18 protein-coding genes are annotated in these 18,696 nt (G+C 44.3%); 14 read left to right on the top strand and 4 right to left on the bottom strand.

Features of this window, described 5'->3' with window-relative positions:
• Both PJIAN_RS06375 and PJIAN_RS06370 read right to left on the bottom strand, forming a co-directional pair.
• On the bottom strand, positions 1-4,003 hold a 4,003-nt coding region (locus tag PJIAN_RS06375), incomplete at its 3' end, for an Ig-like domain-containing protein (RefSeq protein WP_068703205.1).
• 108 nt (positions 4,004-4,111) lie between these two features.
• The gene (locus PJIAN_RS06370) at positions 4,112-4,528 is read right to left on the bottom strand and encodes a hypothetical protein (RefSeq protein WP_153802498.1); all 417 of its coding nucleotides are present in this window, start codon (positions 4,526-4,528) and stop codon (positions 4,112-4,114) included.
• Between the two features lie 1,279 nt (positions 4,529-5,807).
• Here PJIAN_RS06370 and PJIAN_RS06365 point away from each other — a divergent pair.
• On the top strand, positions 5,808-6,734 hold the full coding sequence (locus PJIAN_RS06365; RefSeq protein ID WP_439951400.1) for a YeiH family protein: 927 nt from the start codon (positions 5,808-5,810) through the stop codon (positions 6,732-6,734).
• Positions 6,735-6,741: 7 nt separating this feature from the next.
• Here the strand turns inward: PJIAN_RS06365 and PJIAN_RS06360 are convergent, their stop codons facing one another.
• Positions 6,742-7,437 (bottom strand): Crp/Fnr family transcriptional regulator, encoded by a 696-nt coding sequence (locus PJIAN_RS06360; protein WP_068703200.1) that lies wholly within the window; start codon positions 7,435-7,437, stop codon positions 6,742-6,744.
• Between the two features lie 193 nt (positions 7,438-7,630).
• Here PJIAN_RS06360 and PJIAN_RS06355 point away from each other — a divergent pair, with 193 nt between their 5' ends.
• From PJIAN_RS06355 to PJIAN_RS14765, 11 genes are all read left to right on the top strand, one after another.
• Positions 7,631-8,044: an OsmC family protein gene (locus PJIAN_RS06355; protein WP_068703198.1), complete on the top strand. Its 414-nt coding sequence runs from the start codon at positions 7,631-7,633 to the stop codon at positions 8,042-8,044.
• A gap of 52 nt (positions 8,045-8,096) precedes the next feature.
• Positions 8,097-8,396 carry a thioredoxin gene (trxA, locus tag PJIAN_RS06350; protein ID WP_068703196.1) on the top strand — a complete coding sequence of 100 codons (300 nt, stop codon included), beginning with the start codon at positions 8,097-8,099 and terminating at the stop codon, positions 8,394-8,396.
• Positions 8,397-8,420: 24 nt separating this feature from the next.
• Positions 8,421-8,774, top strand: coding sequence for a YbbN family protein (locus PJIAN_RS06345; protein WP_068703194.1), 354 nt, complete (start codon positions 8,421-8,423; stop codon positions 8,772-8,774).
• 10 nt (positions 8,775-8,784) lie between these two features.
• Positions 8,785-9,204: a thioredoxin gene (gene trxA / locus PJIAN_RS06340; RefSeq protein WP_236714383.1), complete on the top strand. Its 420-nt coding sequence runs from the start codon at positions 8,785-8,787 to the stop codon at positions 9,202-9,204.
• 104 nt (positions 9,205-9,308) lie between these two features.
• The gene (locus tag PJIAN_RS06335) at positions 9,309-9,941 is read left to right on the top strand and encodes a Crp/Fnr family transcriptional regulator (RefSeq protein WP_068703192.1); all 633 of its coding nucleotides are present in this window, start codon (positions 9,309-9,311) and stop codon (positions 9,939-9,941) included.
• A 99-nt stretch (positions 9,942-10,040) separates the two neighbouring features.
• Positions 10,041-11,381, top strand: a complete 1,341-nt coding sequence (locus tag PJIAN_RS06330; protein ID WP_084252300.1) for a TolC family protein — start codon at positions 10,041-10,043, stop codon at positions 11,379-11,381.
• An 11-nt stretch (positions 11,382-11,392) separates the two neighbouring features.
• Complete coding sequence (locus PJIAN_RS06325) at positions 11,393-12,493, top strand: efflux RND transporter periplasmic adaptor subunit (protein ID WP_068703191.1); 1,101 nt, start codon at positions 11,393-11,395, stop codon at positions 12,491-12,493.
• An 84-nt stretch (positions 12,494-12,577) separates the two neighbouring features.
• Complete coding sequence (locus PJIAN_RS06320) at positions 12,578-15,784, top strand: efflux RND transporter permease subunit (RefSeq protein ID WP_068703189.1); 3,207 nt, start codon at positions 12,578-12,580, stop codon at positions 15,782-15,784.
• An 18-nt stretch (positions 15,785-15,802) separates the two neighbouring features.
• Positions 15,803-16,123, top strand: a complete 321-nt coding sequence (locus tag PJIAN_RS06315) for a hypothetical protein (RefSeq protein WP_068703187.1) — start codon at positions 15,803-15,805, stop codon at positions 16,121-16,123.
• Positions 16,124-16,142: 19 nt separating this feature from the next.
• Positions 16,143-16,592, top strand: a complete 450-nt coding sequence (locus PJIAN_RS14770; RefSeq protein ID WP_084252299.1) for a MarR family winged helix-turn-helix transcriptional regulator — start codon at positions 16,143-16,145, stop codon at positions 16,590-16,592.
• A 10-nt stretch (positions 16,593-16,602) separates the two neighbouring features.
• Complete coding sequence (locus PJIAN_RS14765) at positions 16,603-16,782, top strand: YgaP family membrane protein (protein ID WP_084252298.1); 180 nt, start codon at positions 16,603-16,605, stop codon at positions 16,780-16,782.
• A 64-nt stretch (positions 16,783-16,846) separates the two neighbouring features.
• On the opposite strand, the gene PJIAN_RS06305 is transcribed toward PJIAN_RS14765, so the two are convergent.
• Positions 16,847-17,428, bottom strand: coding sequence for a Crp/Fnr family transcriptional regulator (locus tag PJIAN_RS06305; RefSeq protein ID WP_172795582.1), 582 nt, complete (start codon positions 17,426-17,428; stop codon positions 16,847-16,849).
• Between the two features lie 292 nt (positions 17,429-17,720).
• Here PJIAN_RS06305 and PJIAN_RS06300 point away from each other — a divergent pair, with 292 nt between their 5' ends.
• Complete coding sequence (locus tag PJIAN_RS06300) at positions 17,721-18,269, top strand: DsrE/DsrF/DrsH-like family protein (RefSeq protein WP_068703181.1); 549 nt, start codon at positions 17,721-17,723, stop codon at positions 18,267-18,269.
• Between the two features lie 176 nt (positions 18,270-18,445).
• Positions 18,446-18,694, top strand: a complete 249-nt coding sequence (locus PJIAN_RS06295; RefSeq protein WP_068703179.1) for a sulfurtransferase TusA family protein — start codon at positions 18,446-18,448, stop codon at positions 18,692-18,694.
• Positions 18,695-18,696: the final 2 nt, after the last annotated feature.

Here is an 18,696-nt window from a genome sequence, read left to right as displayed (position 1 = left end):
ACCAAGTGTTGAAGTCCGTGGTATTTCCGGCCCCGTCACATTCTACGCTCTTGTTTTGAGCGGCAGAAGTGATGTCAGGCTTGGTGGTATCCACGATGGTGAATGTAGCACTGGTGGTATTGCTGTTGTTGCAAGCGTCAGTAGCAGTGAAGATCACGGTTACATGTTTGCTCATGCCGCAGTCGGCCACCCAGTTTGCAGGTGCAAAGTCATTGGTCCATGTGATGTTTCCGCCACAGAGGTCACTGGCGGTAGCTCCTGCATGATTTGCTAACCATGTATTGAAGTCGGTGGTATTTCCGGCCCCGTCACATTCTACGCTCTTGTTTTGAGCGGCAGCAGTGATGTCAGGCTTGGTGGTATCCACGATGGTGAATGTAGCACTGGTGGTGTTGCTGTTGCTGCAAGCGTCAGTAGCGGTGAAGATCACGGTTACATGTTTGCTCATACCGCAGTCGGCCACCCAGTTTGCAGGTGCAAAGTCGTTGGACCAGGTGATGTTTCCACCACAGAGGTCACTGGCAGTAGCTCCGGCATGATTTGCCAACCAAGTGTTGAAGTCGGTGGTATTTCCGGCTCCGTCACATTCTACGCTCTTGTTCTGAGCGGCAGCAGTGATGTCAGGGGGCGTATTATCAATAACATTTATGCTTTTCTGGCATGTAGACTGACAATTATGTGCATCAGTTATATTTAATGTCAATGTAAATGAAGAATTACAGTTAAGACCGGCTATTACCGTAACCGTCTTCGAAGTAGAAGAGCCTGAAATTGCTCCATTTCCTTCAATTGACCAACTATATGAAGACATTCCTTCCGGAGCTGAATATACATTGGCAAATGAAGGACAAACCGTCTCATTTTCTGCATTAATAAAGCATGTCGGAGATATGTAATTAGTCAGTACTACATCGTCACTAGAAGGAGTACAGGTTCCATTACTGATGGTCCAGCGCAAGGTAGCACTACTTCCTGACAGTATGCCTGTCACTGTGGAAGTTGGCGACGACGGAGTCGTAATTGTGGCTGTTCCGCTTACAACGCTCCATAATCCTGATCCGGATGCCGGAGTGTTTCCTGCAAGGGTAAAACTACCGCTGTTGCAGTTAGTCTGATCCGCTCCTGCATTAGATGCTGTCGGTGTTGCATAATTAGTCAGTACTACATCGTCACTAGAAGGAGTACAGGTTCCATTACTGATGGTCCAGCGCAAGGTAGCACTACTTCCTGACGGTATGCCTGTTACTGTGGATGTTGGCGACGACGGGGTCGTTATTGTGGCTGTTCCGCTTACAAGACTCCATACACCACTGCCTACAACGGGACTATTGCCGGCTAGCACGAAGCTGCCGCTATTGCAATTGCTTTGATCCGCTCCTGCGTTAGCTGCTGTCGGAGGTGCATAAACTGTTACTGCAAGAGGTGCTCTGTTCGGGCTTATGCATGATCCTGCCGGTCCTTCGGCTACGTAGTATGTAGTTGTTCCGGGGGATGTCGTTGATGGGGTTAGGCTTGTTGTCGGAGTTCCTCCTGTCTGAGTGGTATAATAATAAAGTTGGTATCCAGCAATGGAAGGAGTAGCAGTTAAAGGTGTCGCAGCATCTCCCTGACAATAGCTTACCGGAGAAGTTGTTGGTGTCGATGTGACACTGGTAACGGTTATTGTAAAGTCGAAAATGCAGGCATTTGTTCCCGGAGGAATGGCTTTGTAATGTATGCTTCCAACTGTTGCGGGGAATGGGCTATTGATAGTGTATTCGACTGATTGATCCGCGCTGTAGAATCGCGAGCCGGGAGGGAAACTGCCCGAAACAGCCGTAATCGGAATTGTATTGTCGGTTAAATTGCAAAATGCAATATCCTTAGTGGTTGATGTGCCCTGACAATGAGCAGCCACGTAAGCGTCCCGATCTAAAATTATTGAAAGAGGTGTTGTTATTGGTTCTCCAATGCAACCCCCGGAAGTTTCGTATCCCTGTATGAACTTACCGTTTGAAAGTGTAGCTCCGGAAGTGGATCCTACTCCGGTTACGTTTCCATCAATGGTAATGGTTGGAACACAGGAAGAATTGCTCAGTATATAGCAATCTGTGGTTGCCGTGAGCTTATAACTCAGTTCTGCCAGTAGTGTATTAGGATCAGTTGGTTTTGGTAGATTACCAATATTCCAGACTAATGATCCGGTAGCTCCCTGAGTGGGATCAAACGCAACTGTGTTGACGGCTGGAGAAAAATAGACATTATTGGAGACGCTTGCTAACGAAGTGGCTGTATATGGCATTGGAATAACCACCTGAGCATTGTTAACACCTTCAGTTCCTTTGTTATAAATCGATATTTTGTAAATGACATCTTGGCCGGGGACTACAGTTGGTGTAGTTCCGGGAGCTGCGCCATTGATACTTACAACAGCATTTAATGCCTGTACATCAGGAATGTAGGCATCAACCGCCATTGCGATGCAGAAAATGATATAAGTATCCTGAGTCGAGCCGTATTGAAACTTTGTTGATGTTTGATTATTGGCAATTACCGAATTATTCGTGTTCGGGATATTGAACATATGAATATCTATCCCGGTGTTATTTAAAATGTTGGGATTCCGGGTATTGCCTCCTGTATTGATTGAAGAGTTAAAGAAATTGGTTTGTGAGTTACTGGCATCGCTTAAAGTGACCCAGGATGCAGTTTGCAATTGTTGGATATTAAAGTTGTCTCCACTAATACTCCGATCTCCTTCACCAGCGATCATCCCTAATTTCAGGTTTACATTACCACTTTGAACTGTTTGAAAACCAGACACGGGAAGTTCGTAATTCACATTTGTGCTTCCTTCTACATAGGCATGTCCATCAAAAACAGTCACATCACGCCATTTCATTTTGGAATTCTCATACACAACAACTAATCCCCAACCACCATAAAATCCGGTGGAACCGCCATTCCCTTCATTCAGGGCAATGTCGGCAACTGTATAAGTACCAATACCATGCTGCCGAACATAATCAGTAACTTCTGCATAAGCTGAATACATGTATCCGTCTGAAGTGGTTGGATAGTAAATGTCATTTGTATTCGCTGTTACTGTAGTATAAGTACTTGCTCCCGGGCCTTTAAAAGAAACCACATGCTTGTCGTAATTCTTTGTGACTGTTGTGTAATTAGGAACTAAATAGATCGTGGTTCCGGAAACCGAACAGTTCTTTATATCCGAACTATTGTTGGTTCTTTTATCACGTGTCAGACTTGTAACCTTGACGTTGGTGCCATCACTGCCCGAGTAAACTGTTACTGCATCAAATGTTGCCGTTCTGCTGCTGTTGCCACTATCGGAAGTGCCAATATTGGATGCATTGCTCCAGGTCGTACCATCAGTAGAATATTGAACATATGGAGCCGTATTATTAAACTTGAAATACATGGTAGGTTTACCGGTTGCCGAGAATACATATTGGTAGTAATAACTATTATTTGATCCTTCTCGTGTAATGGCTACAGAATATGATGTATTGTTAATAGCGTCTCCATTTCCGATTCCCGAAAATGTTCCATTTGTAAGAGTGGTTCCTGATGCAACTTGCTTGCTTACAGAAAAAGTATTCTGACTTGTTCCGTCATGTGCTCTGCCGGTCCAGTACAATCCGGCGTATATTATATGTGAGCAAGAGGGGATCGCACCGTTTTCTGTTGACAAAGTAAGATCAGCGGAAGATGAGTTAAGTGTGTTAGCATCATTATCCACATCCACATACTGCATTTGATTATTGCTGTTGGCGGTATTATCTCCATAGTTAACTAATGTGAGATTGGTATTTCCAATCATGGTGAAATCACCCTTGATATTATATATTTTCTTCGAGGGTGAGTATGCAGAAGTTCGCTGAGTGAACGCTTTGATTACTTGCGCAGTGGTGAATTGCGACAAACCGGCTGTCATAACAATTGCCAGAAATATAATTCTGGTCCAAATTGTTGATTTATTGGTGGAGTAAAATGTTTTCATACGATAATAATTTAATTTTTAATAGCGTATGAAACTCTATGTTGCCGTATTCTATTCTTGCGTTCATTTATAAGCAACATGTTCGTTTCATAATAAATACGTTGGAAATTATGAGGGAATAGACACCTTATAAATGACAGTAATTCTGGTGTTAGGCACAAAGAGATTTTGAATGTCGCTTGCATTAGTCGTGAATTCACTTACAAAAAGAACGTATTTCAGCTTTGCGAATCCGTTGAGAGTAGGTAGGTCTATTGAGAAATTTAGATCGGATGGACTTTTTAGTTTCACGATAATCATCTCAACCTCTGCAAATGCAGCATTCGAGTCATTCAATTTGGAAACATTCGCGGCTTCAGTAATGAGACGAACCGGCTGAGATCCTCCGCTTACGCTTACACTTTCCCCTAAATAAATGGTGGGTAGCGGTTCCGTCATGAGGTTTTGGATGTGAATTCCTTTTGCAACTATAGCATTATCGCCCGAAGATGACATGCTATTCAGCATCTGAGTTACTTCTTGCAATTGCTGTGCTTGTAAACATACAGGGACAAAGAACATAGACATAACAACAAGCCCTAAGAGGTTCTTAAGGCTTTTTCTATTTGAACTTCTACTTTTAAATTCAAAGTTCTTGCAGAGTAGATCATTCCGTTTCATAATTATTCTCTTTAGATTTTTCGAACAACGCCTTGTACAGAAAAACGTACAAAATCAATCAACAAAAACCCGTTTCGGGTGATTTGTGTATAATAACACAATTCGGATTTTCGCCCCAAAGGTAAATGTTAACAATAATATCAAAAATGGTAAAACGACATAAATCTTGCTACGTAAAAAATGCAGCTTATGCAGGGAGAATTAAAAATATTAAATGAAGGAATGATTTAGAGGTAATCTTTTTTTTAGTTGTTTATGTATCTAAACAACAACATTTTAAGATTTTAAAATGAAGATAAAATTGGTTAAATATTATATTCTAGTTGAATTTTAAAAACAATACTGGAGAATTTAGGTTAATTGCAAATCTTTCTTTGCGAGTTATAAACCTATATTTAAGCAATTTGCGTTTTTCATCTAGTATTTATCAACAGCTTTAATAAGTATAACAATATTAATTTTGATTTAATTACTTAACACAAATTGTTATACACATACAATTAATTTAATGATATATATAATTTAAACTTTGCATAACTACCTAAAATATTGATACATACAAACAATGACAATTTATTTTATTATTATAATATAATATTTTCAGTAAATGAACATTATTAATTTAATCAATATGAGAGAAAAAATTATACATTTGCTCGTTCAGATATGTATTTTTACAGAAAGCATAAGTAAAAAAACTTACTTTTCAATAAGCAAATAGTTATAGTAAAGTATATTCTTGGGCTCGTAATCCCCTAACTCAATTACGAAGAAAAAACAATGAATATTCACAACACAGACACCTTACAGTCTGAATGACTGATATACAGAAGCATTATTAAAGAAGCTGATTTGTTTTTCTGTTTTTTATGTCTAACGGAAACGCCTGCCACATACAAGAGAGGCTACTCGCAAAAGCACCAGACAGCACGGACGAACCAGCTCAGGACAGGACTGCACCAATACTCCTCTCAAAAACATCATCTTAATTTCGCTTATCAATAAGTTTTATATCAATAACCAAAAGTTATCGTTTATAACAAACTACTATTTTAAACATAGCGAAGTAAAGCCTAAATTTGCAGCACTTTTAATTCAAATCGATTGACACAAAATGCAGAATATAATTAGTGAGGCAAAAAACATGAAGAGTACCTATCAAAGTGTAGCATATATCGTCTTAGGCTTGTTATGTCTCTTCCCATTCGTAACAGCTCCGGTAGCTCTCATTGCGGGCATAATCTTTGCGTTAAGCATAGGTACTCCCTGGATGAAGGTAAACAAGAAAGCATCCAAATACTTATTACAAATTTCAGTGGTAGGACTGGGGTTCGGGATGAATCTGGGAGATTCTTTGCGCGCAGGTTCGGACGGCATGATTTTCACGCTTGTTTCAGTCGGCAGCGTAATGCTGATTGGCGTGTTGGCAGGAAAATGGTTGAAAGTTGAACGTGTTCCCTCCTATCTGATTGCTTCGGGAACTGCCATTTGCGGGGGTAGTGCTATTGCGGCGGTGGGTCCGATTGCAAAAGCAAAAGATGGCGAAATGTCAATCTCGCTTGCAACCATCTTCGTACTGAATGCCATTGCGTTGTTCATTTTTCCTCCGTTCGGACATTGGCTTCATCTTTCCGAACATCAGTTTGGTCTATGGTCAGCAATTGCTATTCACGACACAAGCTCGGTAGTGGGTGCCGGGGCTACATATGGAGAAGAGGCCCTGAAAGTAGCCACAACAGTTAAGCTGACCCGTGCCTTGTGGATTATTCCGTTATCGGTATTTTCTATTTTCTATTTCAAAGCGAAAGGGCGAAAAATTTCAATTCCTTGGTTTATTTTCCTGTTTATATGCGCTATGGTTATCAACTCCTATTTCTCACTGCCTGAGGCGCTAACAAGCAATATCACCTTCCTTTCCCGACGCATGTTGACACTTACGCTTTTCTTTATCGGCGCCGGACTGACAAGGGAAACGCTAAAAGCCGTAGGTTTCAGGCCGCTGATACTTGGAATACTGCTGTGGATATTTATAGCAGTGATAAGTCTGGTGTTTATTTATACGATGTATTAAAAGATATTCAGCCCCGCTTGCTGATTTCTACCAAAAGGTCTCTGTTCAAAATGGAGACCTTTTTTTCGTCCAAACGGATAATCCCATCTTTCTCAAAAGTCTTGAGCAGTTTTACGGTACTCTCGGTAGATATCCCGGCAAACTCGGCAATTTCTTTTCTTCCAAGTAAAGATATCACGTCTTCACCACCAAAGTGCTCCGAACTAAGATACAGCAATGCATCCGCCAGGTGACCGTTCATTTGTTTGAACATCATGCCTTTGATAGTTCCGAACAAGGACGTGTTTTGTTCGCAGTAGCGTTTTACAATACGATATGCAAATTGCCCGTTTTGTTGTATCACTTTAGCGATTGCATCCTTTTCGATAAGAAAAACGCGGGTATCTGTGAGCGCTGTAGCCGAATAGGTATAGATACTTTCGCCAAAGACCGCCGAGAGGCCGATAAATTCGCCTTTACGGATTACCTGCAGGTTGAAATTACGATTGCCTCCGTCTTCTACGTACTGTTTTACAAGGCCTTCCATCACGAATAAGACGTACGAGGCAAAAGTTCCCTGCTTCGTCAGGTTTTCTCCTTTCCGAAAAAAGACCTGAGTCTTACTGGCTCTCACCATTGCAATCTCTTCTTCAGTCAACAACTGAAAACAGGGTGCTTCCACATCACAAATAAAATCAATATCGGTTTCTATAATCGTCTTCATACCCGGGATTTCAAAATTTCGGGTTAAAGTTAGTGATAATTCAAGAAAACAGATTGTATCGGGTTCAATCCGATACAGATCAATAAAAAAATTGAGCTATTTCAATCCGACACCCGTTTCTCACGGCAACAGAATACTTGACAAGCATAGTCGTGCAAACGTAACTTTGCATAAAACAAAACAACCAGAACAAATGACACATACAGTAAATACATCATGGAAGGGCGACATGCAGTTCAACGCTCTTGTAAGCGGACACAGCGTAACGATGGACGCATCGCCCGAATTCGGCGGACAGGATGCCGGTTCACGCCCCAAAGAATTGTTGCTGGCAGCTATTGCCGGATGTACGGGAATGGACGTAGTGGAATTGCTACGAAAAATGCGGGTAGATGTTCAGGAATTCGACCTGGAAGTAAAAGCCGAAGTTTCCGAAGGCCACCCGAAGGTATACACCCAAATGCACATTATCTACAAGCTAAAAGGGCATAACATTGACTCGGCGAAAGTACAAAAGGCGGTAGATATGTCGCAGGAAAAATATTGCGGAGTATCAGCAATGCTTCGTAAAGCGATGGAAATTACATACGAGATTAAGATATTATAATTGAGAAAAATAGAGAGATTGCTAATAGGTATTTATAAGATTATTATAGAGTATGAAAGCTAATTTTGATTCATTGATTCAGGACAGTCGTCCGGTAATTGTAGATTTTCACGCACTCTGGTGTGGGCCATGCAAAATGCAGGCTCCTATCCTCCAACAATTGGCTACCGAACAAGGAGATAACGTGAAAATTATCAAGATAGACGTAGACCAAAACCCGTCGATTGCCGATCGTTATCAGATAAGAAGTGTGCCCACCCTGATGATTTTCAAAAACGGAGAGATTAAGCACAAACAACCTGGCGTTCATTCCAAACAACAACTGGATTCCCTGATACAACAGTATAAATAAAGCCAAAATCTAAAGAGAAAAATAATGTTGTACACAAATCTGAAACATATCGAAACGGCCAGCGAACATGAACAAATGATTCGCGAGCACGAAAACGTAGTCGTTTGCTGTGGCCGAATGGGACTTGTGTGCATTCCTGTTTACAACATAATGGAAGGATTGCAAAAGAAATACAGGCATGTAAAATTCTTTGACATAGAATTCGACAATCCGGAATCACAAAACTTAAGGAACAATTTCAAGTGCAACGAAAAGGAAGGACTCCCCTATCTAATCTATTACAAAAACGGGAATCCGGTACAAATCACATCCGGTTATCAGACAAAACAGCAGATTGTGTCCATTATCAATAAACAATTCGAAAAAACAACCCATTAAAATGATAAAAATGAGCACCATATTAATCATTGCCGGCATCATTATCGTTGTCATTGTAGGATACGGCTTTTACATGGCCAACAAAATCAAAAACACACCCGAAGTTGCCAATAGCGAAAAAGTCAAGGTACTGACAGACAAAAATTTCACTCAACAAACGAATAAGGGAATAGTATTGGTAGATTTTTGGGCGGTATGGTGCATGCCCTGCAAGATGATGGCTCCCATTATCAACGATGTGGCAAACAATGCTCCTGATGGAGTTACCATTGGCAAGTTGAATGTAGAAGAAGCCCAAAGCATTGCCCAAAAGTACAATGTCCGCAGTATTCCAACCACCATCCTGTTCAAAGACGGCAAAGAAATCAACCGCTTTGTTGGAATAAAAAGCAAAGACTTTCTGCTGAAAGAGATAAACAAGGCGAAATAGCTTCAAAACAGTTTTTTATATATCTCCAAGAGGGAAGAATCCGAAAGGTGACTTTCCTCTTTTATTATAGCCACTTTAATCCTCGCAAACAATACAGTAAACTCATGAACACGTTGAACGAAATTATAGAATTCAAAACCTCGCTGCCTATCCGCAGAAAACTGGCGTCGTATAGTATTGTAAAAATCTTTCAGGCTGGTGAAGTTATTCAACGTGAAAATGCTTATATCAAAGCCATTCCCATCGTCTCCTACGGACGCATCAAGGTGGTGCGAACCGACGACGAAGGTCGCGAGATTTTTCTTTACTACATCAAAGCCGGCGAAAGTTGCATCATGTCGTTTTTGGGAGGCATGTACAACGAAACAGCCAAGGTGAAAGCCATTGCCGAAGAGGAGACTGAGATCTACTTCATCCCGGTCAACCATATTGTTCCGCTTATCAAAGAGTTTCCCGAGTGGCTCGAATATATTTTCCGCCTTTATCACAAACGGTTTGAAGAGCTTTTGGAGGTGGTGAATGCGCTGGCTTTCAAAAAAGTGGATGACCGCCTGCTCTCGTTGCTGAAGATCAAATGCGAAATGGAGGGCAAATCGACCATCTCGGTTACGCATGCCCAGCTTGCCTCCGAACTCGGTACTGCCCGGGTGGTGGTTTCGCGGTTGCTGAAGCAGATGGAAGATGCCGGACTGGTAACGCTGGGTCGCAATAAAATCACACTTCTCGAAGAGAAATAGGCAGAATCTTCATCATTTTATTCCTTGTGTAACAAAAGTAGCTGACCTGCAATTTTAGAGGGTTTAATTTTGCACAATCAAAATTAAACCCTCTAAAATATGGTTCGTACAAGCGCAAATCATTTATTCTTCCTCACTTTCGGATTGTCTCTTCTTCTTACGGTTTCACCGTTGGCAACAGCGCAATCCTCCTCAACACGAAAAATCCAACTCAAAGATGCGGTCATAGCCGCATTAGCCAAAAACACGACGCTTAAAATCTCCGGAGCAGAGTCGCAGGTAGCGTCCTCCAATTTCCGGCAGACGAATGCCGTTTTCCTGCCGTCGGTAGAACTGGGCTACACAGCCATGACGACCAATAATCCGCTGAATGTTTTCGGATTCAAGCTGCAACAACAACGGGTAGCCGCCAGCGACTTTATGCCCGATCTGCTCAATCATCCGGGACATACGCAGGATTACAGCGCCAAAGTGGAGGTGCAGCAGCCGTTGCTCAATCTGGACATGCTCTATCAGCGCAATGCGGCAGCCAAACAAAAGGAACTTTACGAGTATAAATACCAGCGCACGCGCGAATTTGTGGAGTTCGATACCCGCAAAGCTTATCTGAATTTGCAATTGGCCTATCGTTCGGTGGCGGTGCTGGAAGAGTCGCTACGCAACATGCGCGAAATCGCGGCCTCTACCCAACGTTTTTTCGATCAGGGCTTGCTCAAAAAATCGGATGTGCTGAACGCGCAGGTGCAGGTGGCAACGGTAGAGAGCCAATTAGCAAAAGCCAATAGTATGGTGCTGAATGCGTCGGAAGCCCTTGCCGTTACGATGGGGGCCAATATTGCTACGGTGTATCAACCCGATTCGCTTTTACTCGAAGAGGCTACCGATGCAACTGCCTCTCGCCAGGTTTCATCTACACGCGCCGACCTGATGGCCATGCAAAAGGCGGTGGATGCCACCTCCATGATGGTGCGTTCGGAACAGATGAGCCTGCTGCCCCGCATCAATGCTTTCGGTAGCTTTCAGTACAACGATTCGCAGTTGGGGCAATTCGATGTTAACTCCTACTTAGTGGGCGTGAAACTCTCCTGGACTCTTTTTAATGGCACCAAAAATTACAACGCCATCCGCGCCCGTAAGGCCGAGCGTACCAAAATGGAGCTGGAGTTAATGCAACAACAGGATCAAAGTCAGCTGGAACTCGACAAAGCACAACGTGACCGTCTTGACCTGCTGGCCGAAATCAACCGTCAGAATGTATCGGTAGCGCAGGCCGAAGAGTCGTTGCGCATTTTGCAGGATCGTTACCGCGAAGGGCTGGTTTCCACAACCGATCTGCTGACAGCGCAAACCCAACTGCTGCAACAAAAAATGGCTCTTGCGCAGGCTGTTTACGGCAACAACCTTACGCTGGCTTATCTGCAATTTCTCACCGCAAAATAAAAACAAACACTATGATAACTTCTACTTTCAAATCGTTGAAAATCTACGCAATTATTTCGGTTGCCTCTCTGTTGGCGGCCTGTTCATCGCACGAAAAACCGTCCGAAAACAGTGACAAACCGGTTGCTGTGGTGGTCTCCACTCCTGCAAAGAGTGCGGGTGGCGAAATTCTTCTGAGCGGTAAATTAGAGTCGGAAAATACCGCTAACCTGAGCACCCGTGTTATGGGTTACATCACCTCCATCAACGTAAAACCGGGCGATCGGGTTGCCAAAGGTGCCCTACTGGCAACCATCAGCAGTCAGGATATGATGGCCAAAAAGGCACAGGCTTCGGCCATGATTGCCGAGGCGGAAGCAGCAGCCCGCAACGCGGGAAAAGATTATGCCCGCTACCAAACCCTTTACAAACAACAGAGCGTATCGGCCAAGGAGCTGGAAAACGTTTCGTTGCAAAACACATCGGCACAATCGCGCCTCGAAGCTGCCCGCCAGATGCGTAACGAAGTGAATGCCATGCTGGCATATACCCAGATCAGAGCTCCTTTTTCGGGAGTCATTACCCAAAAACTGGCCGACGCTGGAAGTATGGCTTCGCCCGGAATGCCTTTACTGATTCTGGAACAGGGAGGTAACCTCCGTGTGACGGCTACCGTCCCCGAAAGTGAAGTGTCTCAAATCAAAGTAGGTGATGTGGCTACCGTCGACGTAAAATCGACCGGCAAACAGTTGCACGGCAAAGTGGTCGAACTAAGCCCGTCATCGACTGCTTCAGGAGGCCAGTATCTGGTGAAAATATCGATCCCAACCGCAGAACAAAAAGGGTTGCTGTCCGGGATGTATGTCAATGCAACGCTTACGGGCAAACAAGTGAGTGACCAACCGGCCACGGGGAATCTCCGCATCCCAGTATCAGCATTAGTTACCCGCGATCAACTGACCGGAGTCTACGTATTGAACGGGAACAATACGGTATCGTTGCGCTGGCTGCGGATCGGCAAAACAGTCGGCGATGAAGTGGAAGTCCTTTCGGGCCTTAATGCCACCGAACGTTATGTACTGCGAGCCGAAGGCAAATTGTATAATGGCGCGGTGGTGATCGAAAAAAGGTAATCTACTAAAATTACAATTCAACTGAACCGCAAGGCGGGTTCATTCCCAAATCTCCAAATTTTCAAATCCTCAAATTAATAATAGATGAAAGAAGGATTATCGGGCAGAATTGCCAATCTGTTTTTGAAGTCGAAACTCACCATCCTGCTGATGATCGCCTTCCTGTTGCTGGGCGCATACAGCACCTTTCTGATTCCCCGCGAGGAGGAACCTCAAATCGACGTACCGATGGCCGATATTTTGATCGGTTATCCCGGAGCATCTCCGAAAGAAGTGGAGTCGACCGTGTCGGCACCCCTCGAAAAAGTGGTCTCGAATATCAAAGGAGTCGAGTATGTCTATTCCACCTCCATGAAGGGGCAAGCGATGGTGTCGGTGCAGTTTTACGTGGGACAGGATGTGGAACGCTCGTTGGTGAAGCTCTACAACGAGATTATGAAAAACATGGATAAACTGCCGCAGGGAGTTACCATGCCTTTGGTAAAAACCCGCGCCATCGACGATGTGCCCGCGCTGAGCCTCACTTTGTGGAGCGACAAAAGCAGCGATTATGCTCTGACACAGTTGGCAGAAGTGGTGACGACCGAAATCAAGAAAATTCCCAATGTAGCCAATGTAACGGTGTTGGGAGGCCGGAGCCGCGAAGTAAAAGTGGTGCTCGATAAGGATAAAATGGCCGAAAGTCATGTCGATTTTCTCTCGGTTGCCAAACAGATTCAGGGGAATAATGCTCAGATGAATTCGGGCAATCTGCTGCAGGCCGACACGGCCTTCACGGTAGAAACAGGTAATTTTTTGAGTAGCGCCGACGATGTGGCCAACCTGATTGTGGGGTCTAACGGTAATCAACCCGTCTACCTGCGTCAGATTGCCAAAGTAGAAGATGGCGCCGAAACTCCCCGTCAGTATGTGACCTTTGGTTATGGCGCGGCGGCGAAAGCAGATCAGGGCAACCACAAGGGAAATTTCCCTGCCGTCACCTTAGCCATTGCGAAAAAGAAGGGTGCCGATGCCATGCACCTCTCCGAACAAATCCTCAGCAAGGTGGATCATCTTAAAAAAAATCTGATACCGGCCGATGTTCAGGTGACGACCACCCGCAACTACGGAGAATCGGCCTCGCACAAAGTGTCGGAGCTGCTGATGCACCTCTTTATCGCTATTATCGTGGTAACCTTATTTGTGATGCTGGCCATGGGCTGGCGCGGCGGATTAGTAGTATTCCTGTCGGTACCGGTGACCTTTGCCATGACGCTTTTTGCCTACTATTTCCTCGATTATACATTAAACCGCATCACGCTCTTTGCTTTGGTGTTTGTTACGGGAATCGTGGTGGACGACTCCATCATTATTGCCGAAAACATGCACCGCCATTTCAAGATGAAACGATTGCCCTTCCATCAGGCAGCCATCTTTGCCATCAACGAAGTGGGCAATCCGACTATTCTGGCAACTTTCACGGTAATCGCCGCCGTTTTGCCCATGGCTTTCGTGTCGGGATTGATGGGACCGTATATGAGTCCGATGCCGATCGGGGCATCTATTGCTATGCTTATTTCGTTGATTATCGCCCTGACACTCACGCCTTATCTCGGCTATCTCTTTCTGCGCGGCAAAAACGACGGTGGAAAAGAGCACAAAGAGCACCGGATGGAAGAGAGTAAAATCTACCGGATGTATCGTGCCACAATTGTTCCTTTACTGGAGAATCGCAAGAGAAGATGGGCTTTTATGCTGACAACCGTTGCTGTCTTGCTTCTCTCGATGCTGTTGTTCTACACCAAAGCGGTACCGGTCAAGATGTTGCCATTCGACAACAAAAACGAGTTTCAGGTAGTGATCGACATGCCCGAGGGTACGACGCTGGAACGAACGGCTGCCGTCACACAAGAGATTTCGCAATACATTGCAAAACAACCGCTGGTTATCAACTATCAGGGTTACGTAGGGACTTCTGCTCCTATCAGTTTCAACGGGTTGGTGCGCCATTACGACATGCGCCGCGGCGAAAATGTAGCCGATATTCAGGTAAATCTGGTGGATAAAAGCGAACGCAGCGAACAGAGTCACGCGATTGTCAAAGGAATGCGTCCTTCGATTCAGGCAATTGCCAAAAAGTACAATGCGAACGTAAAAGTGGTAGAGGTGCCTCCTGGTCCGCCGGTGATGTCGACCATGGTAGCCGAAATTTACGGCCCCGACTACGATCAACAGATGGCAATCGCCCGTCAGGTGAAGCAGTTGATGAAGTCGACACCCGATGTGGTGGATGTAGACTGGATGGTGGAAGACGATCAGCCGCAACTCAACTTTGATGTCGACAAAGAAAAGGCCATGAAGATGGGTGTAGCTCCCGCTCAGGTGGTGGCTACTGTCAGAGCGGCTCTGTCGGGAATGCCTGCCGGTGTGTTGCATCGACCCAACAGTTACCAACCGGTGAATATTATGCTCCAATTGAACGATGCCGATAAGGCCAGCGTGGCCGATCTGAGCAATTTAAAAGTGATGAATCAGCAAGGGTTGGCGGTTCCTGTCAGCGACCTGATTCAGGTGAAAAAAGAGATTGCTCCGAAGAGTATTTTCCGCAAAAACCAGAAACGGGTAGTCTATGTCACCGGTGATATGGCCGGAAAGCTGGAGAGTCCGTTCTATGCCATGAACAATATATCGGATCGGTTGAAGGAGGTCAAACTGCCTGCCGGTTATTCGCTCAACGAAGAGTACAGCAAACAACCCGAACTGGAAGACAACTACTCCCTGAAATGGGACGGCGAATGGCAAATTACATACGAAGTGTTCCGTGATTTGGGAATCGCCTTTATGGTGGTGTTGGTCATTATCTATATCCTGATTGTAGGGTGGTTTCAAAATTTCACCGTGCCCTTTGTGATGCTGGCGGCCATCCCGTTATCGCTCATTGGCATCGTTATCGGCCACTGGTTGATGGGGACGTTTTTCAGCGCAACCTCTATGATCGGTTTTATTGCACTGGCCGGAGTGATGGTGCGTAACTCGGTGCTGCTGATTGACTTTATCAACATCCGGCTGAAGGATGGCATACCGCTCAAACAATCGATTATCGAAGCCGGTGCCGTGCGTACCACGCCCATTTTGCTGACAGCCGGTGCCGTGGCGCTGGGTGCCGTGGTCATCCTGTTCGACCCAATTTTCCAGGGTTTGGCCATCTCGCTGATGGGAGGAACCATCACCTCGACGTTGCTCACGCTGATCGTTGTTCCGTTGCTTTATTTCAAAATGATGAGAAAGAAATATCCCGAATCGCAAGCATAACCATAAATACTTATTCTTATGAAGTTACTTATCGTGACCTGTCTCGATGCAGACCGCCATACCGTTTCCAAACTATTACAAAGTGTAGGAATCAATATTTTCAGTGTAAACGAAACAACTGGCTACAAACGCAATAACGGACAACCCAACCTGCTCGACAACTGGTTCGGCAACCACAATGCTGAGTTCGCATCAGCTCTCTTTTTCTGTTTTACAGATGACCTGAATGCTAAAAATGCAGTCGAAGCACTTGACCGCAGAAATGCCGACCAGCCGGGAAGGATGCCTTTGCACGCATTTGTAATGCCTGTTGAAAATAAAACAGAAGTAAGTCGTTGAACCAATAATATGATTGAAAATGATACAAGAAAAAGACTTGTACAGGATAAAAGGATTACTATCCAACAACTTATGCAGCAATCTCAAAAGCCCTTTCAACAAAACAGCGTCACTTCGGAAGATTAGAATCTCTTCCGAACAGTTTCAGGTTCTGGGCTTTCTACGGAAAGGCAAGCCCATGTCTCAAAAACGGCTTTGTGAGCTTACCCGCAGGGACAAACCATCTGTGACCCGCTTGCTGGATAAACTGGAAGCCAAATCGTTGGTAAAAAGGGAAGCCGACGTTACCGACAAGCGAATTAAAAATATCTCGATTACTGAGCTGGGAATCCGGGAATTTGAAAAAGTCAGCCACATCACGGACGACCTGATAAAAAGTGCGATGGAAGATATAGATAGCAATCAGTTACTGATTTTCAATTCAGTATTAAACAATATCCTAAACAATCTGGCAGTAAAAGCCAATTAACAGAAAAGTAATGATGACAGAAAAAATTATACGCGCCGTGGCCGGCACACTTATCCTAACGAGCATTGTTTTGTCGCTTACCGTTTCGTTGAAATGGTTATGGTTGGGCGGCTTCGTCGGTTTTAATCTACTGCAATCGTCCTTCACCGGCTTTTGCCCGCTGGAATATTTCCTAAAAAAGGGGAAATAGGAACAGAAAACGGAGAGAGGGTTTAGTTTAAGGCTAAACCCTCTCTCCGTTTAAACGCTTGCAATTATCCCTTTTCGCTGATCTGTTCCAGCAATTCTTTGTTGAGAATGGAAATTTCACGTCCTTCCTGTCGGATAATGCCTGTTGCATTGAATTCGGCCAGTATGCGGCTGATACTCTCCCTTGTTACTCCGATCCAGTCGCCCAATTCCTGACGGGAGAACGGAATCACAAACGAATCGTTTTCATAAATATCGTTAGCCAGATAAAGCAACGCATCGGCCACGCGTCCGTTTGCCTGTTTTTGTCCCAGATTGAGCGACACGTGAAAGTTATTCATCTCCCGCTGACTCAAAGCCGTGATGATTTGATAAGCAAAGTCACCGTTTTCCACAATCAGCTGTTTGAACGTGGCAAGCTCAATGAAACAGGCTTCTGTCGGTTCAAGCGCAGTGGCAGTAAACTGATTGACAGACGTACCGAGTGAACTGGGCAGGCACAAATAGGATGGCGCTTTTGTCAAACGCAGAATCCGGTCTTTGGCCAGTGTGCAGGTGTGAATTTTGACCAATCCGGATTTCAGATAAACCACTCCTGCATTGATGGCATTCTCCTTAAAGATGGTCTCTCCGGGGTTGAATTTCACTTTAGAACAATGATTATGAAGCGATTCCAAGCCCTCATTTCTGAGACAGATTTCACTATCAGTGTGCAAAATGCATTCGCTACAAAGTTTTTGAGACATGTTTACAAATAAAAGTGACACGTATGTGATTTATATCACAAATATCGGTATAAAACCTCACATTGGATTGTTTGAGGGTGATTTTTTTATAATATAAATTTGTGTCCGTGATTCAGGAAATAATTCTGTAAATCAAGAAGTCGCTATGTGCATGAAAGTGAGACTATAATAATTCAAACCAAAATAATTCATCATGGCAAACGAACTGGAAGCTCAGGTTCAGCTACTCGAAGCTCAACTGAAAAAACTGCAAAAAAATCAACCGAAAGATCAACTTTCCATTATCGTCTTTTCCGGCGATCTGGATAAAGTGCTTGCGGCAATGATCATTGCCACCGGCGCGCGGGCAATGGACATGGAAGTAAAAATGTTCTTTACTTTCTGGGGTACGGCAATGTTGCGCGACAAGAATAAATCGCCGAAAGGAAAAGATTTCATGTCGAAGATGTTTGGATTCATGTTGCCCAAAGGCAGCACCAAACTGAAACTCTCCAAACTTAACATGTTCGGCATGGGCACGGCAATGCTCAAAGACCTGATGAAAAAGAAAAATGTAGCTTCGTTGGAAGATTTAATCGCCACGGCTGCTGAATTCGGTGTTGAAATCTGCATTTGCGAAATGAGTATGAACCTCATGGGTTTCAAGAAAGAAGAGATGATCGACTACCCGAACCTTTCATATGTAGGCGTGGGAACCTATCTTTCCGATGCTGACGAAAGCAAAATTCAATTATTCATATAATTCAAAGATCTTTATTTTGACCTCTCCCCTAGCCCCTCTCCTAGAGAGAGGGGGATAAGGCGGCTACACGAGTAACATTTCTATTTTCCACGGACGTGTTCCTCCTCTCCTTGGGAGAGGAGGTTAGGAGGTGAGGTCTCATATATATAAACCAATACATTTAACAACAAACAATTATGACAACAGAAGAATTAAAAACACTGAAAAGCGATAAAGTAGTTGATGCACGTAGTATGGCATGTCCCGGTCCGTTGCTCGCAGCAAAAAAAGCCATTGGCGACGTAGACGAAGGTCAAATCATGGAAATCCTATCGTCGGATGAAGGTACCAAAAGCGACATCCCAAAATGGTGCAGAAAACAAGAATTCGAATACCTCGGCTCCATCGACGAAGATGGAATCTATCGTCTTTTCCTCAAAAAATAAGT

The organism is Paludibacter jiangxiensis (assembly GCF_001618385.1).
GTDB lineage: Bacteria > Bacteroidota > Bacteroidia > Bacteroidales > Paludibacteraceae > Microbacter > Microbacter jiangxiensis.
Note: the sequence above shows the minus strand (reverse complement) of the source record. Positions and strands in the feature narration are given on the sequence as shown.